Source organism: Chlamydia psittaci 6BC (assembly GCF_000204255.1).
Lineage (GTDB): Bacteria > Chlamydiota > Chlamydiia > Chlamydiales > Chlamydiaceae > Chlamydia > Chlamydia psittaci.
This window is the reverse complement of sequence record NC_017287.1, coordinates 986612-1012814: the sequence shown is the minus strand read 5'-3', so window position 1 is coordinate 1012814 and position 26203 is coordinate 986612. Positions and strand designations below refer to the sequence as shown.

The following is a 26203-nucleotide window of genomic DNA, read 5'->3' as shown; positions in this document are numbered from 1 at the left end:
TTTGTTTATCAGTAGGTTAGTTGGCATCAGCTTAATATCTTTTTTTTAAAGAAGAGCTTGTACATTTTCATGTGCGCGTTTTCTTTTTGTGTTTTGTAGGTAGTTTAGAGGTTCTGTAGACATTTAATTTATAAAAAACTCCAAACAGAACATTCTTTTTTAGTAATAGAGTCTTCTACTATACTTTTGGTTCACCTATAGTTTGTTTTTTTTGAACTATTGTGATTTTTTCTAATTCCTGCCAGTACTATGGTAGAGAGATATCTATCATGAAAGTATATCACCATCCGTTACTACGCATTTTTCAGTTTTTTTTAATTGTGAGTGTAGGGAGTGTTTGGGCTGCTCCAACTCAGCAATTGCCTTTTGGTCATTACTGTGCAGACGTGTATACAGCATTGAAGTCTGGAAATGGTTGTGATGAAGTTTTCTCAGCATTTGTAGAGCGTATTATTTTTGAAAAAACAGCATTGTCTCCTAGAGATTGGGAAACTATAGCGGCGTTAACGCGTCAGTATGTACAGGTCAGAATCAAACAAGAAGATAGAGCCACCAGTAAAGAGATCATCAGAAAGTTATTGTCCGTAGTGACAATGCCTTCTCACATTAGGTCGGAAATACGTCTTGCTTGGCAGAAATTAAATCCTGATGGGGTTTCTTTAAGGGATTTGATAACGCAATTTCATAGTATAGAGAGGGGAAGAGACACATTAGAAGACCATCTCTTACTCGAACTGTATAGCATGACTTTACATAGTAGTTATGAGGATCGCAAGCAAGAGATTCTTGTAATGCAAGAACGAGGAAATTACGACGAAGCTTTAGCATTATGCGAGAAGCTTTCTCAAGCTATTGCAAAGGGAACCTGTAGTCCTCATCCCGAGGTCATTGATATAGAAAAAAATTTCTTAAAAAAGATTGTTTTAGGATTGAAAATTAAGAAATCACGAGAAGTTGGAGATTCTTGTGAAGCTTTACTATTCCCTTACTGTCAAGCTGAAAAAGACTATGCTCAATCTATTGACAACTTAGTATTGAGAATATCACGCGGCGAGGTACAACGTGCTCATGAGGTTGATGTACTTCTCCTTGCGCATGCCTTGTATACCCTTCCTTGGAATCAGAAAAAAGGCATTTGTGAATTAGAGGTTCTGATAGATCAAGGAAATTATTTACAATCGACATTACTTTATTACGGTTACTTTTCGTTATTGGAAATCTACCATCAGCAGAAGAACCTCTCCGCCATGCAGCGCTTACTGCTTGCCGGAGAATCTGTATTTGTCCCTGAACATACGTATTTCCCAGAATATAGTTTTTTCTTAGGTTGCTATAGTTTTGAGAAACAGGATTTCACGAAATCTCGAGAGATTTTTGTGTCAATTTTGGATCATGCTTCTAGGTTGGGAGTCACATTACCTCGGGTGTATGAGTATCTAGGATGTATTTCTTGTTATGAACAGAAGTACAGTGATGCCGAAGATTTCTTTCTCCGAGCTTATAAAAGTTGGAGTCGCAAAGAGGCTGGTTTAGGACTATTTCTTTCCTACGCTCTTCAGAAAAAGATAGATTTGTGCGAAGAGTGGAACTCTAAATCTCATGTCTCATTTCTACATCGTAAAATTTTAAAATCTATAGACGCGTTATTTCTAAAGAAAGATCCTAGTTTTGTATCTCCTGTTGTGAAGTTATGTGAGTTGTTAGGTAGTAGTGAAGTAGCTCTTGAGGAGCTCTATCACTATTTTATCTATGATATGATCCATCGTCATAGAAGGCGTAATGCGAGTCCTATACTTACCCTTATTGATCACCAAATAGAGATAACAGAACAACAGTATCTACAAAAAACTTTAGAGCAATCACAGAATCCTGAATATAGTCGGGTGCTAACTTTATGGTTAGCTTTTCGGCGTGGAGAATTATTTAAAGAGGCAAGTTATACAACACGGCTATCTTGCTCATCCTCATTCGAGGATATCGCAAAATGTTGTTTTGCTGCTTTATATTATCGTGATCCTCAAGCAAGTTCAGCTCTAACAAATATCTTTTCACAAGAGCGTTCTGCATTGCAGTCAACGGTTAGGTTAGTTTGGGCATTAACACGTAGGCAGTCGAATCAAAAGCTTTTGGATCTTTATTGTCATCATCTTGATCTGCGTTTGTATGGAGATCGCTTATATCTTCTTGCTTATGATATAGACGACTATCTCTCAGGGAAAGAGAGTGCTTTATTACATTTATCGCACTTTCAAGAACTATTCCCCCAATCCTCATTATTATCTTTGGTATACTATTTCCAAGGTCATGCAGAAACAGAAATGATAAGAAAAATCGGCTGGTTTATAAAAGCTTTAGATGAATTTTCAGAGATCACTTTATGTGGGGAAAATGCGAAGGCTTGGGTCTACGTATACTATACCGTGAAATTAGACCTTGCTGATGCTTATCTTTCCTTGGGGGATGCTGCTCGCGCTGTCAAGGTTTTTGAAGAAGTCAAAGGGGATTGGGAAACGCCTAATCATCCTCAGGTAGTCCTTATTGAAGACATTAATCATCGTGTAGCCATGGAAATGCGTTGGGTGTCAGGACTAGCATGTGCTTATGAAAAACTTAATGAAAGAGATAAGCTAACTCAACATCTCCTAGATCATGTCGAAAAGAGATTACTCGAAATGTCTTCAAGAAGAGAATATTTCAGAGAGATGATCACCACAACACTTTCTCTTTGTGAGCGTTTCCTTCCCTTAGATAGCAGCAACAGTCTGATAGGCTGAGGCTACACATCTGTTTAATCCTGGACCAGAGAAGTTTTGCCCGACAATTTTTAGATTATGAGGAAGTACAGGGAGTATCTGATTTTTCATTTCTAAAAACCCTACGCCGTGTTGAGGTAGACCTTCTTCTGGGGAAAATAATGAAAATACATCGGGTTTTGTAGAAATCCCTAAATACTCAGAAATCGCTGCTAAAGAAAAAGCGAAAGCTTCTTCTTGATGCCAGCGGTTTTCTAATAGTAATGATAGAACTGTTTTCCCAGGCATCTGGTTAGGGAAGACTCGTGAGTTATAGACAATACCTAATAACGGTGGTTCGTCAGAGAACAGCATACCATAACCTTTAGGGATAGAAGGCATATCCCTATTCCACCCCAATGTTGCACACGAGAGATCCCAATGAAGAGTTTTATTCGCAAGCTGTTGCAGTCCTGGAATATTAATAAGAGAAGGAAGTAGAGACGTGGCCCCCGTATATATTGCTAGATCTCCTGAGAATGTTTCTTGTGTAGTGGATACGACAACCTGGGATGGGAAACACTCGATCTTTGTAACAGGAGAAGAAAACTTCCACGTTGCGGGTAGTTTTTTTACTAAAGTATCAATGAGGATGCCTAGATTGGGACGTAGCGAAGCTAGATAAGGAGCTCCGGATGTTTTTTTCTTCGAAGGTTCTTTTAAGAAGCTGCGTAAAATGGATCCTGTTTTTGCTTCGCGTTGAGAAAGGGAAGGGAAGGCCATATGAGCAGAAAGTAGATGACTGTGTCCTGCACGAATTGCGGTAACAACAGGATTTAATACATTGTGAATAAGATTTATTGTGCTATGGCGACTTAGGAAATCATATACAGAGCTATCTTTTGTATAGCGGGAGGCAAAGAGATCTTTGATGATAGCGAAAGGCAAACCTTCTTTTATTAATGTCCATGGGGAGACTTTTCGTGTTTTCCCTTTGTAACGTATAAAACGTTTTTTCGCGGTTTTATCACTAACAATGAGAGCCTCTTCCAGTTGTAAATCACGAATTAATCCGAGGGTATACTGTCCCTCACCACGTACTAGAAAACCTTTAGGCCCGAGATCCAAGGCAAAATTCTTTTGGTAATCTGAGTAGATAAGCCCACCAGGTCGATCTGCCTTATCTATAATTACAAGTTCGCTATTGGGGAATTTCCTATGTAACCACCACGCTGTGGATAACCCTGAAATTCCTGCGCCTATGATAATGGCTTTTTTCATATGGATCTTGAAAACCTAGGATTTGAAGAAACAGTTTTTAAGAAATATGCATCAAATGCTGTAGCAATTACACGTACAAACAGCTCTCCTAATGGTGTTACGGTAAGAAGAGATGAACTGTTTTGAATTAATCCTGTAGTTACCATGCTACTTATCCGTTCTTGACTTTCGGAAAAATACTCATCAAAACAATAACCGAAAAGCTGGGTGAATTCTTCTTTTGATACTACAAAAGTACACATGAGTTTATGAATTACCCATTTTCTTATTTTATCATCTTCTGAAAGAATTTTACTTTTCACTGTAGCTAGAGAGCCTGAAAGGATTTTCTCATGGTAAGATTCTAGAGTTTTGGCATTTTGTAAATATATACCACGGATAAAGCTTGTTGATGACATTCCCAACCCGATAAGATCCTCTTCAGGAGGTAAAGAGTAGCCTTGAAAATTCCGAATCAAAGTTTTGTTTTTAAACGCTATGCTTAATGGGTCTTCAGGTAGAGAAAAATGATCTAATCCAATGGCTTGGTAACCTGCTTTCGTTAACGTATGTCGAGCATAAGAATATATGGCGAATTTTTCCTCCATAGAGGGCATATCGCTTTCTTTCATAGCTTTTTGATGAGGTTTTATCCATGGAACAGAAGCAAATGAAAATAACGCTAAGCGGTCAGGCCGCATGTGTAAAATATCAGCAATCGTTTGAGTAAATGTTAACTTAGTTTGTTTTGGAAGACCGTAAATTAGATCTATATTTATGCTTTCAAAACCTAACTCACGGAATTTTTCATAAGCATAAAGTGACTCTTCATGACTTTGACGACGCCGTACAGCTTCTTGAACAGCAGCTTGGGTATCTTGGACTCCTAAGCTCACACGATTAAATCCTAGAGACTGGATAAATTCTGCTTTTTTATCATCGTCCCTCAAAGAACGGGGATCAAATTCAATAGCAATTTCCTCAGCTTCGGAAAGATCAAATAAACGATGGATATGAGAAAAAAGTGTTTCAAAGAGTTTTCTGGATAACCTGCTTGGAGTGCCTCCTCCGAAATGGATCCGTGAAGTTTTCCGTCTTCCTCCTAAGAGCGTATGGACATACTCCATTTCCTTAATCAGCGTATCAATATACTTTTCTACAATATCTTCGCGACGGTTGATTACTACAGAACATCCACAATACAGACACATCGACTGGCAAAAGGGAATATGAAAGTACAGGGATAAAGGGCTGTTATCTTTTTGAAGATACTTAAAAGCAAGGTAGGCAGGATCTGCATCAGATTCCTCCCATTCGAGAGCTGTTGGATAGCTTGTGTATCTCGGTGCAGGTTGGTGAAGACCTTCTAAGAAGTTGAAATTGACGTTAAACATAATACCGCAGCTTGAACGTTTTCTAAAGGAGTTTCAGGAAGAATACCATGCCCTGAATTGAAAATGTACTTAGGTTGATGTTTTAAAACAGAGAGGTACTTTTCAAGGTGGTTTAGAAACTGATCTTGAGGAAGTAGAAATAAGGCGGGATCAATATTTCCTTGTAAAGATCCTGGATCTGTAACTGATGTATAGATCTTACTAAGGTTGACATGGTAGTCAGGATGTAGAGTATCCGCTCCCGTAGAATAGAGATCTATAAAGTTTTCATCAAAACAACGGCAAAATAAACTTATTGGAGAGGAAACATGATTTTTTAACTGAGCGATGAGTTGGGTATTTGGTAGTGTCACATAACGAGAAAATAAGGCTGAGGGTAAACGTAAGCTAGAAGATTCAAATAACTGAATAGCTGAAGCTCCTGCGTGGATTTGTTCTTTAAGATAAATGACCGTACCTTCCGCTAATTGCTTAAGCAGCGCATCGAACCTCTTGGGGTGCTGATACAAGAACGCCATAGTTCTTGGAAAATCTTTAGAAGCTCCGCCGTCTAAAAGGTAACACGCCATGGTGAAGGGAGACGCAGCAAATGCAATGAGAGGAACTGATAAACGTTTGACGAGATTCTTGATGGCTTCAAGAAGGTAGGAAAACGTGTCTTGAGGGTCTTTTGTAAAAACGAGTTCTTCTTCAGGAGAAAAAGAGATTTGCGGGCCTGGAGCAAAATCATAAGAGATATTGAAGCCATCTAATAGCGAAAGAATATCCGCGAAGAGAATGGCAGCATCTACTTTTAGTAGGCTTGGCCCTAAAAGGGTGGCTTCTGTAATAGCATCTGTATTGTGAAAAAAAGCTTTCAATGTTTGAGAACCTTTGAGTTCTCTATATTGAGGCATGTATCTGCCTACTTGCCGTAAAAACCATACAGGTGGACGTGAGGCTTGGGGTTTTATCACGTCGTAAAATTTCGACATTGAGCCTCCTTAACGAGGGGTTTTTAGAGGAAATGCTTTCTCTATAGATTCTAACACTTCAGCTACCAGGAGTTCTGGGGTGGGAGATAAAGAATAGGGTAATGTTTTCTTTATTTGCTCGGTTTTTCCATGACATTGTTGAATATACAAAGCATTCCCCGTACCTTTAATGCTAGAAATATTGTGTTGTAGAGCAAATAGACGTACGTGAGCTAATGCAAATAACCATAAGACCTCTTCGGGTAGAGGCCCGAAGCGATCGCGCATCTCTTCTTTTATCAAATCTAACTGTTCGGCATCTTCAGCACCACCGATTTTCTGGTAAAATTCTATACGCAGAGACGCCAAATCTATATAGGTATCAGGTATGCGGGATTTATAAGGAAACTCTATTTTTACATCATCGTTGAATAATAAAGGAGAAGAGTTGTTCTTTAAAGCAGCAACCGTTTTTTTCAATAACTTACAGTAGAGGTTGAATCCAATCGCACTGATATGCCCGGATTGATCGGTTCCTAAAATATTTCCTGCGCCACGAATTTCTAAATCATGGAGAGCGATCTTCATTCCTCCTCCATATTCTTGTTTATTCAAAGCTTGTAAACGTTTTGCAGCAGGACCAGATAATCTATCTAAATGGGAAACTAAAAAATAACAGTAAGCTTTTCTATTCCATCTTCCTACACGACCTTTCATCTGATACAGATCAGCCATGCCAAATTTATCTGCTTGGTCGACTAAAATCGTATTGGCATTAGGAATATCGATACCATTTTCTATAAGTGCTGTTGCTACAAGGACATTGGTTTCTTGATCCTTAAATTTTTGAAAAATAGAAGCTAACTCATCTGAAGACATTTGGCCATGAGCAACAGCAATACGTGCTTCTGGTACCAAGTTCCGTATTGTATTCCCTAATCTAAAAATGCTCTCAATACGATTATGAATTACGTATGCTTGACCACCTCGCAATAATTCGTGCCGTAAGGCTGCAGATAGAGTTTCTTCATTGTGTTCTAAAACAAAAGTAGAAACAGGCAGTCTATCTAATGGAGGCATGGTAATCAAAGAGAGGTCCCTGGCTCCCGACAAAGACATGTATAATGTTCTCGGAATAGGTGTAGCTGATACTGTGAGACAGTCTATCGTAGGGTAACGTTCCTTGAGGAAATCTTTAACTTTAACACCAAAACGTTGTTCCTCATCAATAATCAATAAACCAGGATTTTTGAATTCTAAGTTTTTATTTATTAACTTGTGTGTGCCGATTAAAATATCAATATTGCCTTGAGCTGTATCCTCAAAGATTTTTTTCAGAGCCTTCCCTTCAGAAAAGCGCGAAAGAACAGCAATATTTATCGGTAACCCTGCCATACGTTGGGTGAAAGTTTCGTAATGCTGATTTGCTAGAATGGTTGTGGGGACCATAACAATAACCTGTCGCTGACCATCACAAACCGCTTTCACAGCAGCTCGCATAATGACTTCCGTCTTTCCGAATCCTGCATCACCGCAAATTAAACGGTCCATGAGCTTATCGGACATCATATCGGAATAGATTTGCTCAATCGCTTTCAATTGATCTGGAGTTTCTTCATAAGGAAAGCTCTCTTCGAATTTAATTACCTCTTCTCCATGGGGAGGATAAATAAATGAAGGAGTCGTGGAACGCTGTGCTTCGAGCTGAAGGAGTTTCTCAGCATATAATATAAGAGACTTTTCAGAGAGATCTCGAGATCGTTTCCATTTAGAGCCATTTAGATTATGAAGGTCAGGAGTTTTGTCAGAAACTCCTACGTAACGTGAAATCAGATAGGCTTGGTCTGAAGGCACATACAGCCGTGCTTTGTCGGCATATTCAAGAACTAGATAGTCAGTTTCAATATTTAAATGGTTTGGCTTCTTTTCCATTCCGATAAATTTGCCAATACCATTGTGTAAATGAACAACTGTCTCTCCAGGAATAGGAACGAATACTTCTTCAGTAGTTACGGAAAAATAATTTCTCTGTTTTTGCCTTCGCAATACTTTTGTAGAAGCAAATTCCGCTAGGGAAATAGCAGCAAATCTTTCGTTTACAAGAGCAAAGCTAGAAGAGAGATTCCCAGGTTTTTCATAGATATGTATAGAGCTCTGGCTTAGCGTTTCTATTAGAGCCCGAGCTTCTTTTAAAGATTTTGCTTTTGTATTGTAGAGGGCTACGTTAAACGGTTGTCCTTTGTTAGGGATATATTCTTGAAGCTTTTGTAGAAAACCAAGAAGGGGATTTTCTTGTTCGTCGATAACTTCGTTAGGATAGATAAAAGGAGCAACAAGTCGGGAAGCTTGAATGTCGCAGTGGAAGACTTCAATGTTTACTTGGGTATTTTTAATTGTACGAACATTAGGGAAGTTTTTCTCTTCAAAGAAAATCGTCTGAGATTGAAAAGCACGTCGACATAAATCTTGGATAGGTAGAAAACGGTTAGGTAGCGAAGACAACGTCCCTGAAATCTCCGAGAAATCATCTTCTAACAAGGTTAAATTATCGAAGAGAAATGCTGGGGGTGTATCAAAATAATCCAATAGGCAGTGTGATAAAACTTCTGTCCCCGAATTTTTTGTGGCTGGGGATATAGACAGCTTGGAAACTTTCCCTGTTGAGAGTTGATCAGATGGATTAAAAGGACGTATTGAGATGATCTTTTCTCCCCAAAACTCTATCCGGAAAGGTTCTGGAGAAGATAGAGGAAAGATATCAATAATCCCTCCTCTATAAGCAAACTCTCCCTTATCGCTGGCAAGAGTTTCATGGCGATAACCTAAATTTTTACATAGATCGATCATGATATCAGGATCAAGAACATCTCCAACTTGGATATCTAAATGTTGGTGAGCTGTATCTTTTGGTGATCGAGTTTTCTCTAGTAAAGCTTTTAGTGTTGTTACACAAAATATAGGGGCTTTTTTCTGATACAAATCGTAAAGAACCTTATCACGTTTCCCAACAGCATCGATATTAACAAGCTTTGGAGATAAGTCTATTTCTGATGAAGGAAACTCCACAGGAGGGAATCCTAAAAATGAAGAAAGATCTTCAAAGAGATCATCAATACGAGAGCGCGTGGTAATCATTACCACAGACTCTTTCCTCTCGTAGAAAAACTTAGCAGCTAAGAAACTACGAGCCCCAGGAAGGATATTTTCTATTAGTAATGGAACAGAGGTGTTAGTTATTTCAGGTAAAATAGATAGGTTTAAATTAACTGGGTCGAAATCCATTGGCATAAAGTGTTATTTAATATATCTGCTTCTGGGAGACTATCAGCACTACCTTGTGCAAATATATCTTTCCCTCCCCAACGACCACCACAAGGTGTGAGTAATATTTTTAAAAGATCTTTAGCTTGTAATCCTTGTTTAACCAGATCGTCAGAAATTCTTGAAAAGATGATATACTTCCCGTTTTTCTGAGTAGTCCATAGAGAAACTAAACGTGCTGGTATTTTTTGATGTAGGCAGTTGGCGTACTGTTGTAAGCGATGACTTTCCGATTCAGGTAAATGATGAATGAAATAAGAAACATCTTCAACCTGCTGACAACGATCAATAACTTTATCCAATAGAGAATAAATAAGCTTGTTCTCTAAATCAGAAATGAGTTTCGTTTGTTCTTTTTTCTCATCTAAAATGTTTTGTAATTTATTCAGAATTTGATCTCGAGGAGATTGTAAAATAAGCGCAATTTCATTGAGATCCTGAGTGTCTTGACGTGCTAAAACTTCAGCTTCTTTTCCTGTTACAGCCTCTATACGACGGATCCCCGTGGCTACAGCATGCTCTTTAAGGATGCGGAAACAACCAAGGTCTCCTGTAAATTCTGCATGAGTACCCCCACAGAGCTCATGAGAAAATCCCGCTGAGACTACGCGAACAATATCACTATACTTGTCACCAAAAAATTGCTTGATCTCTTTAGAATTCATTACATCAGAGTAAGAAGCTTCTCGAGTCTCCACGCGGTGATTTTCGCGGATTTTCTCATTAACTAAAAGCTCAATAGAAGCTAAGTCTTCAGGAGCGATAGCTTTGGGATGCGTAAAATCTAAACGAATCTTTGTATCATCAACAAAAGATCCTGCTTGGCGGATATGATCTCCAAGCGTCATTTCTAAAGCTTTATGTAAAAGATGACAGCCCGTGTGGTTGTTGCTGATATTTTTTCTACGTAGACAATGTACTTGTGCAGTTACAGCTTGTGCAGGACAGAGTTGTCCTTGAGAGACTTCACCATGATGAATAACTATCCCTGCTTTCGGAGAGGTGGTGTGACTAACTACAAATGTTCCATCAGAACAGAATATCTCTCCAGAATCACCAACCTGACCACCTTTTTCTGCATAGAAGGGGGTTTCTTTTAAGATTAAAATGCCTTTTTCTTTTTCTTTAAGATAGGGGACCTGTTCACCATCCTTGATAATTGCTTCAATAAATGTGTCGCATGAAAGGTCATTATAACCAACAAATGTGGAATTCTCTCCTAAAGAAAGTGAATCATATACTGTATCTGTAGTGTTATGAGATTTAGCTATGTTTTTCCTGGAGCGCTCTTTAGCTTCTTTCTCTAATTGATAAAAGGTGTCTAGATCTACAGAGAAATCATAATCTTTAGCTAACAAGGCGATTTCATCCAGAGGTAATCCATACGTATCTTTTAATTTGAAAGCATCCTCTCCAGAAATGATGGATGAAGAAGAAGAAGATTTAAGAACCTGTTGAAGTAAATTCCCACCACGGTGAAGTGATTTGAAATAGTTCTCCTCTTCTATGGTCATGACTTCTTGAATTTGGGACGCGGATAGGCGTAATTCAGGATACGCCTCCCCCATAGCATCAACCAAAGCAGGGACGATTTCTGCTAGGAATGGTTTAGTAAATCCAAGACGTTTTCCATAGTTTACAGAACGTCGCAAAATTTTTCTTAATACGTATCCACGTTCTGTATTCCCAGGGATCAAGCCGTCAGCTATAGCAAAAGATAAGGAACGCACGTGGTCCGCGATTACTCTAAAAGCAGCTCCTAAAGCTTCATCTGGATGGTACTTTTTCCCTGACAATTCTTCTGTTTTTGAAATAAGCAAACGTAATACATCAGCTTCGAAAACAGTATCGGTTCCAGAGATAATAGAAACCAAACGCTCTAGACCTGCGCCAGTATCCACATGTTTGTTAGGCAGGGCAAGTAAGGAACCTTCTGCTGAGCGATTGAACTCCATAAATACAAGGTTCCAGTATTCTAAAAAGCGCTCGCCTTCACTGTCCTCTAGAGGAGAGGCTGCTTTACCAAATTGCTCACCACGATCGAAAAGAAGCTCGGAACAATATCCACAAGGGCCTGTTTCAGCCATGCTCCAGAAATTATCTTTATCAGTTAGACGGAAAATACGTTCGGAAGGCAAATGTCGTTCCCAAAGAGCAAACGCTTCATCATCTTTTTCATGTACTGTTGCGTAGATACGATCCGGATCGAAATTGAAAACAGATAAAGAAACTTCCCAAGCAAAAGCAATCGCTTGCTCTTTAAAGTAATCTCCAAAGGAAAAGTTTCCTAACATCTCGAAGAAAGTAAGGTGTCGAGATGTGTGTCCAACGTTATCGAGGTCGTTATGCTTGCCTCCAGCGCGGATACATTTTTGAGAGGTTGTAGCTCGTGAATAGCTCACGGTTTCTTTGTTTAAAAAAATATCCTTGAATTGATTCATTCCTGCGTTGGTAAAGAGAATGGAAGGATCGTTATGGGGAAAAACAGGTGAAGAAGAAACAATAGTATGGTGACGGTTAGCGTAAAATTTTAAAAAATTAGATCGGAGAGTATTACTTAACATAAGGAATGACTTTGCAATGTCAAAAACGTTGAACTTCCTGTGATTATAGGGGAGAGATGTATTTTAGTCTCTAATCCTGTCCTAAGAAAGAATCTTTTTGGTCTTAGATGCATAAAAAATGTTCTATACACCCGTGAGAGCCTAGGTAAGAAATCTTCATCAAGATATTGCGGGATCTTATATTGCGAGTAGTCTTGCTTTTTGGTAATGCATGCCCTATAATTTCGTTATTTATATTCTTGTGAAGTGCTTTTAGGTCTGATAAATGGTGAACAGAGAAGTAGATATAGATATCTTGGAAAAGGTCTCAGGAACTCTTAAACAATTGAGTATAGAGATCATTCAAAAAGCTGGTTCTGGTCATCCGGGATTACCTTTAGGTTGTGCGGAACTTGCCGCTTACCTGTACAGTTATGTTTTAAGACACAACCCAAAAGATCCGTTATGGATTGATAGAGATCGTTTTGTCTTGTCTGCAGGGCATGGTTCAGCTTTGCTATACGCCTGTCTTCATCTTGCTGGGTATGATGTCTCTTTAGAGGATCTTCAGCAATTTCGTCAGTTGCATTCTCGGACTCCTGGTCATCCAGAATTTGGAGAGACGGAGGGCGTTGAAGCAACTACAGGACCTTTAGGCCAAGGAGTAGGTAATGCTGTAGGTATGGCTTTATCTATGAAGATGCTTGGAATTCGCTTTAATCGTCCTGAGCACGAAATTTTTAATGGTAAAGTATACTGCCTGGCTGGTGATGGATGTATGATGGAAGGCGTTAGCCATGAAGTCTGCAGCTTCGCAGGAACCTTAGGTTTAGACAATCTTGTCGTGATTTATGACTATAACAATATTGTCTTAGATGGTTTTTTAGGAGAAGTCAGCTCAGAAGATGTAAAAAAACGTTTTGAGTCTTACGGTTGGGATGTTTATGAAGTCGATGGGTACGATTTCTTAGGCATTCATGAAACGTTTGTGAAAGTTAAGCAATCTCAGCAGCGTCCTGTATTAATCATTGCACACACAGTCATTGGGCATGGCTCTCCTAAAGAAGGCAGCCATAAGGCACATGGATCTCCTTTAGGAGAAGCTGGTGTGGAACAGACAAAACGTTTCTGGCATCTGCCTGAAGAGAAGTTTTTCATTTCTCCTGTAGTAAAGTCCTTCTTTTCTAATAAGTTGCATGAAGATCGTAAAGTTCAAGAAGAATGGCAAGATAATTTTCGTGTTTGGTCTCGTCTATTCCCTGACTTGTATCAAGAGTTTCTTTCATTAAAATCACCTCTCTCTTCAGAACAATTAGAGAGAATACTCGACGATATAGCCATGCCTGAGAACATAGCTGGACGTGCGGCATCGAACAAGATTATTCAAGATTTAGCTAAGAATATCCCTTCTCTTATTGGAGGATCAGCAGACCTATCGAGTTCTGATGGGACTTGGATAACTGACGCTAAAGATATTAATAGCCACGATTTCTCGGGTAGAAACATTAAGTATGGTGTTCGAGAATTTGGTATGGGAGCTATTATGAATGGCCTCGCTTACTCACAAGTGTTTCGACCTTTTGGAGGCACATTCTTAGTATTTTCTGATTATCTAAGGAATGCTATTCGCTTGGCTGCTTTAGCAAAATTACCCGTGATTTATCAATTTACCCACGACTCGATTTTTGTTGGGGAGGATGGTCCTACCCATCAACCTATAGAACAAATTATGTCGTTACGAGCAATTCCAGGTTTGCAAGTTATCCGCCCTGGGGATGCTAATGAAGTTAAGGGAGCTTGGCATGCGGCATTGCGTTATGCCGGTCCCACAGCTTTGATACTTTCTCGGCAAAATTTACCTACACTATCGCAAACAAATAGATCTTTTAAAGAAGGTGTCGGCCGAGGAGCCTACATTGTTTTAAAAGAGACTCAAGGGAAACCAGATTATACTTTATTTGCTACAGGATCAGAGTTGCATTTAGCTCTAGCTGTGGCACAAGAGCTAATCCATTTGGATAAAAAAGTCCGTGTAATTTCTTTCCCTTGTTGGGAGTTATTCGAACAGCAAGATTTTGAATACCGAGAAAGTGTGATCGGTGGCGATTTAGGTTTAAGAGTATCTATAGAGGCAGGATCTGCATTGGGTTGGTATAAATATATCGGTTCGAATGGCTTAGCTATTGCTATGGATAGATTTGGTTATTCTGGAGCTCCCGCTGATGTAGCGGAAGCTTGTGGATTTACTGCAGATTGCATTTTACAGAGAATTCTTTCTCAATAATCGCTATCTGAGATGCCAGAATCTTTAGGCATGGTATCGTCAGCCTCCCCAAGTTCCATATGTGGCAAACCTTTATTGGTTTTGATAGGGCGGTTTTGCAATACTGTGTCTAATCTTGAAATGACATCAATGCCTGTAGTGATGTGATCTTCTGTATATGTCTTCAACACATGATTTCCACTTTCCTTAGTTTTTATCCCTTCCCTTCTCAGAGGTAAGTCAGAGATGATCAATAAACCTCCTACGGGAAGGTTTCTTCTATAACCTGCAGAAAAGAGGGTGGCACATTCCATTTCTATAGTTTGTGCTTTATTTTCATAGAGTTTCTTTCGGAACTCTTTATTGAACTCCCAAAAACGGATATTTGTGGTGTGAGTAATTCCAATATGGTAGCTCGCTTTCTTCTCTTCTAATATTTCTGTGATAGTTTTTTGTACTATGAAATTTGCTAAAGCAGGGACTTCAGGAGGGAAATAGACATCAGAGGTTCCTTCTCCTCGAATACTTGCTATCGGGACAAAGTAATCCCCAACCTGATAATGCGAGCGTAAACCGCCACACATACCAAGCATAACAGCAGCTTTTAAGTTAGGGAGGAAAGAACATAAATCTACAGTTAAAGCTGCTCCAGGGGATCCTAATTTAAAATCCAAAATGGACGCATTAACTTGGGGAGCGTGTGCTGCAGAAAACATAGATCCTTTTGAAATAGGTACCTGATAAGCTTCTGCAAATACGTGGGTATAGTGTGCAAAGTTTGTTAAAAGTAGGTAGGGACAAAATTCTTCAATAGACGATCCAGAATAACGTTCTAGTGTATCCTGGGCTATTTTGGCTTCATCAGTTTTCGTTTCTTTGTGCTTAAACATGCTTTTGCTCCCTAGTTTAACTCGATGTTGTCGATGTCAAATAATCATTTTCTTTATACTGCATATAGGAAAATTGCACGTTTAAACTAAAATCAATAGATATTAATCGCTATATTTATCCTGTCGTATACAAGACATTCTTCTGGACAAAGGAGAACATCCTAGATAACATAAATGGGAGAATTTTAAGGATAAAAGGCCCCATGGTTCGTGTAAGCACTAGTGAATTTCGTGTAGGATTAAGAATAGAAATAGATGGTCAACCCTATTTGATTTTGCAAAATGACTTTGTAAAACCAGGAAAAGGCCAAGCCTTTAATAGGATTAAGGTAAAAAATTTTCTTACAGGAAGAGTCATTGAAAAGACGTTTAAATCTGGAGAATCGGTAGAAACTGCAGATGTGCGAGAACAACAGATGCGTTTCCTTTATTCAGATCAGGAAGGTGCTACCTTCATGGATGATGAAACATTCGAGCAAGAAGTCATCTTCTGGGATAAAATAGAAAATATTCGTCAGTGGTTATTAGAAGACACTATCTATACATTAGTTTTATACAATGGTAATGTTATTGCGGTAGAACCTCCAATTTTTATGGAACTTACTATCGCTGAAACGGCACCAGGTGTACGTGGAGATACAGCTTCGGGAAGAGTATTAAAACCTGCAGTAACAAATACTGGAGCAAAAATTATGGTTCCCATTTTCATAGAAGAAGGTGAAGTTGTTAAAGTAGACACACGTACAGGAAGTTATGAATCGCGTGTTTCCAAGTAACTTCTGATCATAAGAAGTTCTGTTGTGTAAAAAGTACGATTTTCTTAGATTCCGTAGTATGGGAACAAAAAAAACAAAAGAGCTATCTGCGGAAGCAGAGTTGCTGAAAAAACTACGGGATCAAGCTTTGATTCTCGAAGAACAAAAGAAGAGACAAGTGTGGATGGAAAAGCTTATAGCTATGCCTGAATCCACTCGTGATCTTTCTCACTGCGAAGTACCCAATACTCCAGAGGTATTTCGTACCATTGCAGAAAAAATTTGTGAAGAAGGCTTCTAGCCTTTCTACACAGTTTTTTCTATTTTTCATTTTGTCGTTGGTTTGAAAAATTACCAAGACTCTAAATTGGCTTCTATAGAGATTTCTAGAGGCTCTTGTGTATTTAAGAGATTTGTTATCGCTGCAGTATATACGTGGTATCCTTGAGGATATAGGTCTATAATGTGAAAACGGGCATTAGAAGGTAACGAGACAGAGCCACTGTTTAAAATCATGTTTGGTGCGTGATCTTTGAAGTTGTAGACCGCAGCCTGGTGATTATGGCCATGAAGGTATAAACGCACATTAGGATACTTTTTCAAAACATGTTGTAAAAGCAGATGATTAATTAAATCATGAGAAGGGTCTTTTGTAGGTAAGAGAGGATAGTGATTGGCAATGATAATGTTTTCTTGCGGAGGAAGACTGAGAATAAAGTTCTCTAAAATAGAAATTTGTGATGATTTTATCATGCCATTTGCAGAAAACCATCCGTTTAAACACGAACAATCCAGTAAGACTAACCACCAATGATCCATGAGTTTGTTAAAGGAAATTTGTTCGTTTTGTAATTGTATATTAGGGAAGTAGTTATAGAAAGTCTTCTGATCTAATGCTTGTTGTGTATAAACGTCATGGTTCCCAGGAAGTACATATACAGAGGCATTTTGTGCTAGGGTATGCACAAAGTCTTGAGCTAGTAGAAATTCTTTATCTAAAGCTGTAAGAGAAAAGTCGCCAGTAATACAAATACTATCGGCTTGCAGTTTTACAGCTAAATCAGGAAAACGTTTTGCTATCGTTGAAGACTGAAAAGTTACACCGCCAAATACTTGGCGTAATACTCCTTTAAATCTCTTATTGAAACAGGTTAAGGGATTTCTAGGGAAAACACAAAAGTGCACATCAGAGATATGAATAATACGATGAGCTTGTGAAGGTTTATTATACATATCCCCTGTTCTCCAAAAGGCTGGCATAATTTATCAGCTCAATCCGCTAATAAAAAAGCATTCCTGTTTTCCCTAACAACTATTCTTAAGATCTTTTACGGATCTTCAATTATTCAAGTTCTTTCTTACTAAGATCAATACAATAGTACAATTTTCATCTCCGAAAAAACGGGAAACAGTGTTCTCATTCTCAAATATTTCCGGAAATCAGTACTAAAATAGACTTATAGTACTGAGTCAGGTTTTTCTTATTAACTGCTTTATTTGCAGATCTTATAGGAAGGGACGAGAATTTGAGGATTTTCAGTGTGTCAGACTCACTGTTTTCATAAAGAAAAGATTGTTGCAATTAAGCGTATAGATCAAAGATTAGAGAATTATTTACTTGTTAGCATGGGTAATGATGACTTTTGAGGACAGTATTTTCAATCCTGTTTCCAAGGCTAAGGAGAAAATATCCTCTATTTTGGATAGAGGATCTAGAATGCCTGAAGCAATAAGATCTTCTATTTGTTGAGAAATGACATTCATCCCTAAACTAGGTGTTGATAGAGATAACAGTTTATCTAGAACGACCTGGCTTTCTAGTTTCATATTCCTGATGAGTTGTTCTAAAGGAGCGCGACAACACATCTGTAGAATCTCAATGGCCGCTTGTTCTTCTTCTGAGAGTTCTTCCTCACCACACAGATTTAAAGAAGCATAAAATAGACCAGCACCTCCCCCAGGAATGTAGCCTTTGTCTACGGCAGCAGTTAATGTGGCAAGGGCTAAAGAATAGAAAAGTTTATTTTCTTCGCGTACAGGGACTACAGCAACGGCATTTTGTAAGCGGTGCTTTCTCTTGATTAACAGAGTTTTTCTCTCCTGACAGGAGCTCGTGCGAATTTCTTCTTCGATTTGGTGTATTTTTAATGCTAAAACTTCAGAAACGCTATGCCCACGAATGATTATTGTTTCTTCTTCAGAAATTTCTATAGAAGCACATGATCCTAAAGATACACGCTCGGGCAACCGTGTTGTTGGAGAAAAATCTTGAGAGAACACATTTGTTCCTGTGAATAAGGTGATATCCTCAGATAAGGTGGGATCAAGATCAGGGTATCTACTCAAATCAACAACAACAATTTCTAGGAGATCTTCAAGTTTATTCACAGTGAATGTAGAAAGAACATCCGGATCTATGCCGTTACAAAAAATCAGTAGATGTTCTCCGTTTTCACGTAACTCTTGTAATAGAGGAAGGAAACAGAGGACAGTAGTAATTTTTTTGTCAGTGACGAAAACACGAGGTTGTGAAAGTAGGATTGTCCTCTGGGTAGATTGAGAAATGAAGTGAGGAGAACTATAGCCACAAGGGATTTTTAATCCTTGTGTGATCTGAATATGAGACATCTCCAGTTGGGATAATAATATAAACCCATCAGAACCTACAGATGCAAAAGCCTCAGCCATTTCTGAAGCAATCGTTAAATCTGGAAGGGCAGAGAAAACAATGCCTTTGGCTTTATTCCCATCTTTTAAAGGCCAAGCGTGCTTTTTCAAAGATGTTAAAAGCTTTTCCTTCATTTTTCTTAAGGCACAGCATAGTTTGTAAAGCGATAAGCCTTGATCTAAAAAAATGTAGCTTTCCTTGAGAAGAGCATAGAGCAAAATGATACTTGTCGTTATGCCATCAAGATATTTTTTATGGATTTGCTTAGCCATCGCTTTGGCAAAATCTACACCAATGTTTTCATAGGGATCCGCGAGAGTTATGCGAGATAGGACACGATAGCCTTGATTCTCAAAGAAAGAGTGCGATGAAAGTAGAGGACCATAATGATCCTTGATAGAATGAAAGACTTTATCTATACCGTGGAAAAGTTTTTTATCTGTATCGTACAGGGAGTTTTCCTTGTCTAACATTGGTAGTCCCCAGGAGAAACCTTAAGCAAAACTCACACTACCAAGTCGTTTTTTAGTGCACAATACCTTAGATAAAAAAGGAAAAAGAAAGGTGGCACCCGGAATCGAACCGGGGATAGAGGCTTTGCAGGCCTCGGCCTTACCGCTTGGCTATGCCACCAAGAAAGCGAAAGGAAACCCTAGTTTAAGCGAAATATGATTTTATAGTCAGTAGGAAATCTTACCTACACCTGATAACGCTGCTTGCATTCATGTAGTATATTTATTTATATTAATGAACAGAATATTTGAAACACTCCAAAACTTCATCCTAGAACTTGTAAACGGTATGCTCGTTAGAGCACATTTGCTTGAAGAGTATATGTTTAATAAGAGAAAAAAGGCCAAGGAATGCGATCTATCTTATTAGAAGATTGGGTAACCTTAATGTTATCCAATGTAAAATACCCAAGGTCTGGGAAAAAGATTTCTGGGGTTGCCATTGATAGTCGACAGGTGCGACCTGGAGATTTATTTTTCGCTCTTTCTGGACAATGCACGGATGGTCATCGTTTCCTCAAACAAGCAGCGCAATCTGGAGCCGTAGCCGCCGTCGTTTCTAAAGATTACCAAGGAGATTCCTTTGGTTTAGAATTAATAGTTGTGAATGACACTACAGAAGCTTTAAAAGAAGCTGGAGAAAGTCAAAGTCACCTATTTCAAGGAACAATTGTAGGGATTACCGGTTCCATAGGGAAAACAACGACTAAAGCCTTCGCGAAAACTTTTCTTTCTTCCGTGTACCGGGTGTATGCTAGCCCTAAAAGCTATAATTCCCAACTTACCGTTCCTTTAAGTTTGCTCATGGCAGATGGAGACGAAGATTTTGTCATTTTAGAAATGGGAGTTTCTGAACCAAAGAACATGCAGGATTTACTCTCTATAGTAGAACCTGAGGTTGCTGTAATTACTAATATAGCAGATCAACATGTTATGAATTTCCCAGATCAGGGTGTGCAAGGCATTGCAGAAGAAAAAAGCCATATTTTACGCAATAGTCGTGTGCAACTTCTTCCTAAAGACTCTCCTTGGTATTCTTACTTCATGAAACAGTCTGTCTCTGCTGAGAAGTTTTCTTTTGCTTTTTATGATGAGACCGCTGATTTTTATTACAAGGCTATTCGTAAGGATAGCGTAGTCATCAGTACTCCTGAAGGGGATATAGATTTCGCTGTAGCCTTCCCATACAAGCCAGCTTACAGTAATTTGTTAATTTCTCTGTCTTTAGCATGGCTTCTTGATGTCCCTGTCGATAGAATTATTCATTCCTGTTGTGATTTACAGCTGCCTCCTATGCGTTTTGAGCAAAGTGTTCGTAATGGTATTCAAATAATCAATGATGCATACAATGCTTGTCCAGAGGCAATGATTGCTGCTTTGGATGCAATTCCTAATCCTTCAGAAGGAGGGAAAGTCATACTTATCTTAGGCCATATGGCAGAATTAGGAAATCATTCTGAGGAAGGCCATACCGTGGTTGCGAATAAAGCTTTATCTAAAGCAAGTATTATTTTCTTTATTGGAGAAAAGTGGTTGCCTATTCGGCATCTATTAAAACACGACACTTGTGAAGTTTCTTTCTACCCATCTGCTCAGGGCATAGAAGAGATTTTAAAGAAAGTCGTCCAGCAAGGGGATATTGTCTTGCTAAAAGGATCACGATCTTTAGCTTTAGAATCTCTATTGAGCTGTTTTTAATTTTCAATACTTTAACTTATGAATTCTGGATTTTATCTTCATGAATCTTTGATTTTTTTTCTGTTCACAGTATGTGCTCTCGCATTTATTCTCGGGATCTTCTTAGGCAAGCCCGTGATACGCTGGCTGAAGAAACGCAATCATTATGATCAAGTACACAAAGAATACTGTGAAAAATTAGAAGTTCTTCATCAGGATAAAAAACATACGCCTACAGCTGGAGGCATTCTTTTTTTTCTCGTATTGTTATTCACGATTTTTTTTTGGCTGCCCTTAGGGAAACTCTCAACATGGTTATTTGTGTTTTTGATAATCAGTTGGACCAGTCTAGGGTGGTACGATGATATAGTGAAAAAAAGAAAAAAGAAAGGCCATGGTATCTCAGCAAAACAGAAGTTTGTTTTGCAGTTGGTGATATCCGCAGTGATCACTACAGCAGTGATGTTTATATATAAAGGTACTTCTCTATTTTACACTTTACGAGTTCCTTTTTTCGGGTCTATTTCTTTCGGGAATTCTGTTTTAGCGCAGTTTTTTTATTTTGTTCTAGCCGTATTGGCTATCGTAGGAACGGGTAATGCAGTAAATCTTACTGACGGTCTTGACGGTTTGGCAACAGGAACCACGTGTATGTGTGCGTTTGGTTTGCTGGTTGTTGCCCTTACAAGCACTACACTACCTCTCGCAACTGATGTCTCTATACTATTATCTGCATTGCTAGGAGTCAGTCTGGCGTTTCTAAAATACAATTGTTCTCCGGCACAGGTGTTCATGGGAGACACAGGATCCTTATTGATAGGAGGCATGTTGGGCAGCTGTGCTGTTATGCTGCGTGCAGAATTACTGTTGATTTTACTGGGAGGGGTTTTTGTTGCAGAAGCAGGGTCTGTAATTTTACAAATTGCTAGTTGCCGGTTAAGGAAAACGCGTATTTTCCTATGCTCCCCATTACATCATCACTACGAGTATAAAGGTATCTCAGAAACTCAAGTGGTTAAGCGTTTTTGGATGGCAGGATTTTTCTTTATGGTTTTAGGGATCATCGCAGCATTATGGAGATAATTTGTGAATAAGCGACGTGTCTTAGTCTTAGGATCAGGTGTTACAGGGAAATCTGCAGCAGAGTTTCTCCGTAATCGAGGAGATTACGTTATTGGTATCGATGGATCTTCAGAGGCCCTAAATTCTTGCCAGTTCTTTTGTGAGCGTTATTTAGATAGCGCCGGAGAATTCCCTGAAGATATAGACCTATGTGTACGTTCCCCAGGGATCAAAACTTCACACCCTGTTATCGTAGAAGCCAAACATAGAGGGATTCCTGTTGTTACTGACATACAGTTAGCGTTTCAAGATCCTGAATTTCATCGTTATCCTTCCATTGGAGTTACAGGGTCCGCAGGGAAAACCACAACCGTGTTGTTTTTAGTCCATCTCCTACGTTCTGTTGGGATATCTGCTTGTGCTATGGGGAATATTGGTTTTCCGATACTTCAAGCCATGTACCAGAAAGGTATCCGCGTTGTGGAAATGAGCTCGTTTCAATTGGCAGAACAAGAAATAGAGATCCCTGTGCTTTCCGCAGCTACTATTTTAAATATTTCAGAAAACCATTTGGATTATCATTACACCCTACAAGCCTATAGCGAAGCAAAAAGTAATATTGTGAAATGTTTGCAATCTCCTGAATCTTTATGGGTTGGTGATGGCGTTTCCTTTGGGAAATCCTATCTAGACTCTACTAGGGAAATCAATTTAGTTTTAGATAAAGGGAGTGCATTAAAACCATTATACTTGCATGATAGGAATAATTATTGCGCAGGCTACGCTTTAGCTAATGAAGTGACCAAAATTCCTTTGGAGGCGTTTTTAGAGGCTGTTCTTACGTTTGATAAACCTCCCCATAGGATAGAATATCTGGGAGAAAAAGATGGCGTGCGCTATATCAACGATAGTAAGGCTACAACTATGAGCTCAGTAGAAAAGGCTCTAATAGCTGTAAAAGAAAACATTATTGTTATTTTGGGAGGAAGAAACAAAGGGAGTAACTTTGCTTCTTTGATTCCAACCCTTACTCAAACTGTAAAACATATTGTGGCTATGGGAGAGTGTCGGAAAGAGATTGCCCAAGCTTTATCTAGTAGTAATCTTCCTTTAACGCAAGCTCGAGATCTACAAGAAGCAGTCAATGTAGCCCAGAGTATAGCACAGCCTGGTGACGTAATTTTATTATCTCCTGGATGTGCAAGTTTTGATCAGTTTCGGAGCTTCGAGGAAAGAGGAGATTGCTTTAAGCAATTAGTAGGTGAGATGGAGGCATTAAAGATATGAACCGTAGAGATACGATTATAATCGCGACTTTAGTGAATGCTGTTTTGGTGCTAGTACTCTTTACTACAGCAAAGCATGCAGATAAAAAGAATGCAGATGTATTATGCCCTCCCTTACCTGCGAAACTTGTTGAATTTGCCCCTCCTCCTGTAGAAAAAGTACAGGAAAAAGTTGAGAAGATCGAAAAACCTGTCGTAGAAACGGTTCCACAGCGCGTTTCTAAAGAAGAATTCGCTGTGCAATTTGCAGAAAATAAGCCTGTGGTTGTCAAGGCTCCTCCAACACCTAGTGTTCCTCAAACAACTTCTCCTGTGCCAGTTGCAAGTCCTACACCTATAGAACCCAGCACCCAAGTTGCTAAAGAAACCCCTAAGAAGGAAGCCTACGCAACGGTTGTTGTCAAGAAGGGAGACTTCTTAGAACGTATTGCTAAGGCAAATCATACAACTGTGGCTGTGCTTATGCAGATCAATGATCTCTCTTCCACGCAATTGAAGATAGGGCAAGTATTGAAAGTCCCTGTATACGATAAACAAGAAACAACTAAGAATCCTCAAGTGAAAGTAGCGAGTGCTGAGGATTTTTATACTGTTCAAGAAGGAGATAGCCCTTGGACTATAGCGCTACGTAATCGGATTCGTCTTGAAGATCTATTAAAAATGAATGATCTTGACGAACAAAAAGCTCGTAAACTAAGACCTGGGGATCAGTTGCGTATACGGTAATTTCTCTCTAGGCCTAATATGAAATGGTTTATAGTTTCTTGTTTGTTAGGGATTTTTTCCCTAGGTCTAGTCATGGTTTTTGACACTTCTTCTGCAGAAATTCTCGATCGTTCGCTTCCTTGTAGTACCCATAAGGCTTTAATCCGCCAGATTACCTACTTAGGATTGGGATTAGGTCTTTCTACTTTAGTTTATATAACAGGTTGGAAAGATTTTCTAAAAATGAGCCCCACATTATTGTTCATAGCAGGATGCGCACTTGTAGCTGTTTTGATTCCTGGTGTCGGGGTGTGTAGGAATGGAGCAAAGCGATGGTTAGGTATAGGACAACTGACTTTGCAGCCCTCAGAGTTTGTAAAATATCTTGTTCCCTGCGTAGCTATCGAATATCTGGTATTTCGCCCTCAGTATCGAGAAAATTTCAAACTATTTCTTAAGCTCACTACTACACTGTTTCTTCCTATTGTACTTATTGCTATAGAGCCTGACAACGGTTCCGCAGCTGTAATAGCTTTTTCTTTGATCCCTGTATTTATTATGACAGCTGTGCGTTTGCGTTATTGGTTACTTCCGTTGTTATGTATTCTTGTTGTGGGCGGCGTTCTTGCTTATAGAATGCCTTATGTGCGACATCGTTTAAATGTTTATCTGCATCCAGAATTAGACATTAAAGGTCGAGGACATCAGCCATATCAAGCAAAAATCGCCGCAGGGTCAGGGGGATTATTTGGTAAAGGCCCAGGAGCTAGCCTGCAAAAGCTTACCTATCTTCCAGAAGCACAAAATGACTATATCGCTGCAATATATGCAGAAGAATTTGGCTTCTTAGGTATGCTACTTTTGATTTTGTTGTATATGTATTTTGTTTACGGTGGTTACGTAATTGCTATCCGAGCCTCTTCTTTAGAAGGAGCTTCTTTGGCTATAGCCGTAACGGTAATTATTGGAATGCAAGCTTTTATGAATTTAGGCGTTGTGTCAGTATTATTACCGAGTAAAGGAGTAAATCTCCCTTTTTTTAGTCAGGGAGGATCCTCTCTGATTGCGAATATGTGTGGTGTTACATTGCTATTAAGGGTGTGCGATGAAGAAAATCAACAAAATAGCTTTAGCTGTCGGAGGCTCGGGAGGACATATCGTCCCCGCTCTAGCAACAAGAGAAGCATTTTGTAGAGAAGGTGTAGATGTGCTTCTTTTGGGTAAGGGTTTAGATAACCACCCAAGCCTTGGAGAACAGCAGATACTGTATAAAGAAATTCCCTCAGGATTGCCGACATTTGCGCGACCTATCACTGCTATCCGGAGAGCATGTTCCCTATATGCAGGATATAAAAAGGCAAAAAAAGAACTCCTTATTTTTGATCCCGATGTTGTCATAGGTTTCGGTAGTTACCACTCTCTGCCGGTATTGATGGCAGCATTGAAAAAGAAAATCCCTATATTTTTACACGAGCAAAATGTTGTTCCAGGTAAGGTAAATAAGCTGTTTTCACGTTTTGCTAAGGGGGTGGGTGTATCTTTCTCACCTGTCATTAAGCAATTTGCATGTCCAGCTCAAGAGATTTCATTACCAAAAAGAGCGTTTTCCTCTTTTAATCCTATTGTAGAACGCCTAACTTCCCATTCTCCAACGATTTGTGTTGTAGGAGGATCTCTAGGAGCAAAGACATTAAATGATCATGTCCCACCGGCACTTGTTGAGGTTGCCAAGGATTACCCAAATATGTATGTTCATCATGTCGCAGGACCGAAAGGTGATATAGTTTCCATACAGCATGTCTATAGTCGTGGTGGCGTGTCCTTTTGTGTAAAACCCTTTGAGCATGACATGCTGAGTGTCTTACTTTCATCAGATCTTGTAATTAGTCGGGCTGGAGCTACGATTATGGATGAATTGTTGTGGGCACAAAGTCCTTCTATACTTATCCCATATCCGGGAGCTTATCGACATCAGGAGGAAAATGCAAAATTCCTTGTCTATACGATAGGAGGAGGATCGATGATCCTCGAAAAACAGCTTTCTAAAGCAGTTTTAACTAAAAATATTTTGCTTGCTCTTGATCCTAAAACTATTAAAAATAGGCGAGAAGCTTTGCGGGCTTATTATCAAAACAAATCTTCTAAGCCTTTTTATCAATTTATATGTGAATGTTTATAGGGT

18 protein-coding genes and 1 tRNA gene are annotated in these 26203 nt (G+C 39.1%); 10 read left to right on the top strand and 9 right to left on the bottom strand.

Features of this window, described 5'->3' with window-relative positions; translation table 11 throughout:
• The first annotated feature begins 269 nt into the window (after positions 1-269).
• Complete coding sequence (locus G5O_RS09530) at positions 270-2774, top strand: hypothetical protein (RefSeq protein ID WP_006343538.1); 2505 nt, start codon at positions 270-272, stop codon at positions 2772-2774.
• Here the strand turns inward: G5O_RS09530 and G5O_RS09525 are convergent.
• From G5O_RS09525 to alaS, 5 genes are read right to left on the bottom strand one after another with little or no spacing between them, the layout of a single operon-like run.
• Entirely contained in the window at positions 2745-4013 is a 1269-nt protein-coding gene (locus tag G5O_RS09525; RefSeq protein ID WP_006343537.1) for a protoporphyrinogen oxidase, read from the bottom strand. The two genes, G5O_RS09530 and G5O_RS09525, sit on opposite strands and share 30 nt — an antisense overlap.
• A complete protein-coding gene (gene hemN / locus G5O_RS09520; RefSeq protein ID WP_006343536.1) occupies positions 4010-5386 on the bottom strand; it encodes an oxygen-independent coproporphyrinogen III oxidase in 1377 nt (458 codons plus the stop codon). Before hemN ends, G5O_RS09525 begins: the two co-directional genes overlap by 4 nt.
• A complete protein-coding gene (gene hemE, locus G5O_RS09515; RefSeq protein ID WP_006343535.1) occupies positions 5359-6360 on the bottom strand; it encodes a uroporphyrinogen decarboxylase in 1002 nt (333 codons plus the stop codon). The genes hemN and hemE overlap by 28 nt, the downstream gene beginning before the upstream one ends.
• Positions 6361-6369: 9 nt before the next feature.
• Positions 6370-9621, bottom strand: coding sequence for a transcription-repair coupling factor (gene mfd / locus G5O_RS09510; RefSeq protein WP_006343534.1), 3252 nt, complete (start codon positions 9619-9621; stop codon positions 6370-6372).
• The gene (alaS, locus tag G5O_RS09505) at positions 9597-12224 is read right to left on the bottom strand and encodes an alanine--tRNA ligase (RefSeq protein WP_006343533.1); all 2628 of its coding nucleotides are present in this window, start codon (positions 12222-12224) and stop codon (positions 9597-9599) included. The genes mfd and alaS overlap by 25 nt, the downstream gene beginning before the upstream one ends.
• A 265-nt stretch (positions 12225-12489) precedes the next feature.
• Between alaS and tkt the strand changes: the two genes are divergently transcribed.
• Positions 12490-14487 (top strand): transketolase, encoded by a 1998-nt coding sequence (gene tkt, locus G5O_RS09500; protein WP_006343532.1) that lies wholly within the window; start codon positions 12490-12492, stop codon positions 14485-14487.
• On the opposite strand, the gene G5O_RS09495 is transcribed toward tkt, so the two are convergent.
• On the bottom strand, positions 14481-15356 hold the full coding sequence (locus G5O_RS09495) for an AMP nucleosidase (RefSeq protein WP_006343531.1): 876 nt from the start codon (positions 15354-15356) through the stop codon (positions 14481-14483). The genes tkt and G5O_RS09495 overlap by 7 nt on opposite strands.
• A gap of 203 nt (positions 15357-15559) precedes the next feature.
• Between G5O_RS09495 and efp the strand changes: the two genes are divergently transcribed.
• Both efp and G5O_RS09485 read left to right on the top strand, forming a co-directional pair.
• Complete coding sequence (gene efp / locus G5O_RS09490; RefSeq protein ID WP_006343530.1) at positions 15560-16132, top strand: elongation factor P; 573 nt, start codon at positions 15560-15562, stop codon at positions 16130-16132.
• Between the two features lie 58 nt (positions 16133-16190).
• Positions 16191-16412, top strand: a complete 222-nt coding sequence (locus G5O_RS09485) for a hypothetical protein (RefSeq protein ID WP_006343529.1) — start codon at positions 16191-16193, stop codon at positions 16410-16412.
• Positions 16413-16462: 50 nt separating this feature from the next.
• On the opposite strand, the gene G5O_RS09480 is transcribed toward G5O_RS09485, so the two are convergent.
• The 3 genes from G5O_RS09480 to G5O_RS09470 all read right to left on the bottom strand — a co-directional run bounded on the left by G5O_RS09480 (position 16463) and on the right by G5O_RS09470 (position 19412).
• Positions 16463-17344, bottom strand: coding sequence for a metallophosphoesterase family protein (locus G5O_RS09480; protein ID WP_006343528.1), 882 nt, complete (start codon positions 17342-17344; stop codon positions 16463-16465).
• A gap of 381 nt (positions 17345-17725) precedes the next feature.
• The gene (gene groEL3, locus G5O_RS09475) at positions 17726-19252 is read right to left on the bottom strand and encodes a variant chaperonin GroEL3 (RefSeq protein ID WP_006343527.1); all 1527 of its coding nucleotides are present in this window, start codon (positions 19250-19252) and stop codon (positions 17726-17728) included.
• Positions 19253-19341: 89 nt separating this feature from the next.
• Positions 19342-19412: transfer RNA gene (locus G5O_RS09470), tRNA-Cys, on the bottom strand.
• A gap of 230 nt (positions 19413-19642) precedes the next feature.
• Here G5O_RS09470 and G5O_RS09465 point away from each other — a divergent pair.
• The 6 genes from G5O_RS09465 to murG are packed head-to-tail and all read left to right on the top strand — an operon-like array spanning position 19643 to position 26200.
• Positions 19643-20989, top strand: a complete 1347-nt coding sequence (locus G5O_RS09465) for a UDP-N-acetylmuramoyl-tripeptide--D-alanyl-D-alanine ligase (protein ID WP_006343526.1) — start codon at positions 19643-19645, stop codon at positions 20987-20989.
• 18 nt (positions 20990-21007) lie between these two features.
• Positions 21008-22051, top strand: a complete 1044-nt coding sequence (gene mraY, locus G5O_RS09460; protein ID WP_006343525.1) for a phospho-N-acetylmuramoyl-pentapeptide-transferase — start codon at positions 21008-21010, stop codon at positions 22049-22051.
• Positions 22052-22054: 3 nt separating this feature from the next.
• Entirely contained in the window at positions 22055-23317 is a 1263-nt protein-coding gene (gene murD / locus G5O_RS09455) for a UDP-N-acetylmuramoyl-L-alanine--D-glutamate ligase (protein ID WP_006343524.1), read from the top strand.
• The gene (locus G5O_RS09450) at positions 23314-24042 is read left to right on the top strand and encodes a lytic transglycosylase (protein ID WP_006343523.1); all 729 of its coding nucleotides are present in this window, start codon (positions 23314-23316) and stop codon (positions 24040-24042) included. Before murD ends, G5O_RS09450 begins: the two co-directional genes overlap by 4 nt.
• Before the next feature lie 18 nt (positions 24043-24060).
• Positions 24061-25215, top strand: a complete 1155-nt coding sequence (gene ftsW / locus G5O_RS09445) for a putative lipid II flippase FtsW (protein ID WP_013747396.1) — start codon at positions 24061-24063, stop codon at positions 25213-25215.
• On the top strand, positions 25127-26200 hold the full coding sequence (murG, locus tag G5O_RS09440) for an undecaprenyldiphospho-muramoylpentapeptide beta-N-acetylglucosaminyltransferase (protein ID WP_013462741.1): 1074 nt from the start codon (positions 25127-25129) through the stop codon (positions 26198-26200). The genes ftsW and murG overlap by 89 nt, the downstream gene beginning before the upstream one ends.
• The last annotated feature ends 3 nt before the right edge of the window (positions 26201-26203 follow it).

Bases quoted from the DNA above. Each gene is read 5' to 3' on its own strand.
- G5O_RS09530 (WP_006343538.1), top strand. From the start codon at position 270: ATGAAAGTATATCACCATCCGTTACTACGCATTTTTCAGTTTTTTTTA.
- G5O_RS09525 (WP_006343537.1), bottom strand. From the start codon at position 4,013: ATGAAAAAAGCCATTATCATAGGCGCAGGAATTTCAGGGTTATCCACA.
- hemN (WP_006343536.1), bottom strand. From the start codon at position 5,386: ATGTTTAACGTCAATTTCAACTTCTTAGAAGGTCTTCACCAACCTGCA.
- hemE (WP_006343535.1), bottom strand. From the start codon at position 6,360: ATGTCGAAATTTTACGACGTGATAAAACCCCAAGCCTCACGTCCACCT.
- mfd (WP_006343534.1), bottom strand. From the start codon at position 9,621: ATGGATTTCGACCCAGTTAATTTAAACCTATCTATTTTACCTGAAATA.
- alaS (WP_006343533.1), bottom strand. From the start codon at position 12,224: ATGTTAAGTAATACTCTCCGATCTAATTTTTTAAAATTTTACGCTAAC.
- tkt (WP_006343532.1), top strand. From the start codon at position 12,490: ATGGTGAACAGAGAAGTAGATATAGATATCTTGGAAAAGGTCTCAGGA.
- G5O_RS09495 (WP_006343531.1), bottom strand. From the start codon at position 15,356: ATGTTTAAGCACAAAGAAACGAAAACTGATGAAGCCAAAATAGCCCAG.
- efp (WP_006343530.1), top strand. From the start codon at position 15,560: ATGGTTCGTGTAAGCACTAGTGAATTTCGTGTAGGATTAAGAATAGAA.
- G5O_RS09485 (WP_006343529.1), top strand. From the start codon at position 16,191: ATGGGAACAAAAAAAACAAAAGAGCTATCTGCGGAAGCAGAGTTGCTG.
- G5O_RS09480 (WP_006343528.1), bottom strand. From the start codon at position 17,344: ATGTATAATAAACCTTCACAAGCTCATCGTATTATTCATATCTCTGAT.
- groEL3 (WP_006343527.1), bottom strand. From the start codon at position 19,252: ATGTTAGACAAGGAAAACTCCCTGTACGATACAGATAAAAAACTTTTC.
- G5O_RS09465 (WP_006343526.1), top strand. From the start codon at position 19,643: ATGCGATCTATCTTATTAGAAGATTGGGTAACCTTAATGTTATCCAAT.
- mraY (WP_006343525.1), top strand. From the start codon at position 21,008: ATGAATTCTGGATTTTATCTTCATGAATCTTTGATTTTTTTTCTGTTC.
- G5O_RS09450 (WP_006343523.1), top strand. From the start codon at position 23,314: ATGAACCGTAGAGATACGATTATAATCGCGACTTTAGTGAATGCTGTT.
- ftsW (WP_013747396.1), top strand. From the start codon at position 24,061: ATGAAATGGTTTATAGTTTCTTGTTTGTTAGGGATTTTTTCCCTAGGT.
- murG (WP_013462741.1), top strand. From the start codon at position 25,127: ATGAAGAAAATCAACAAAATAGCTTTAGCTGTCGGAGGCTCGGGAGGA.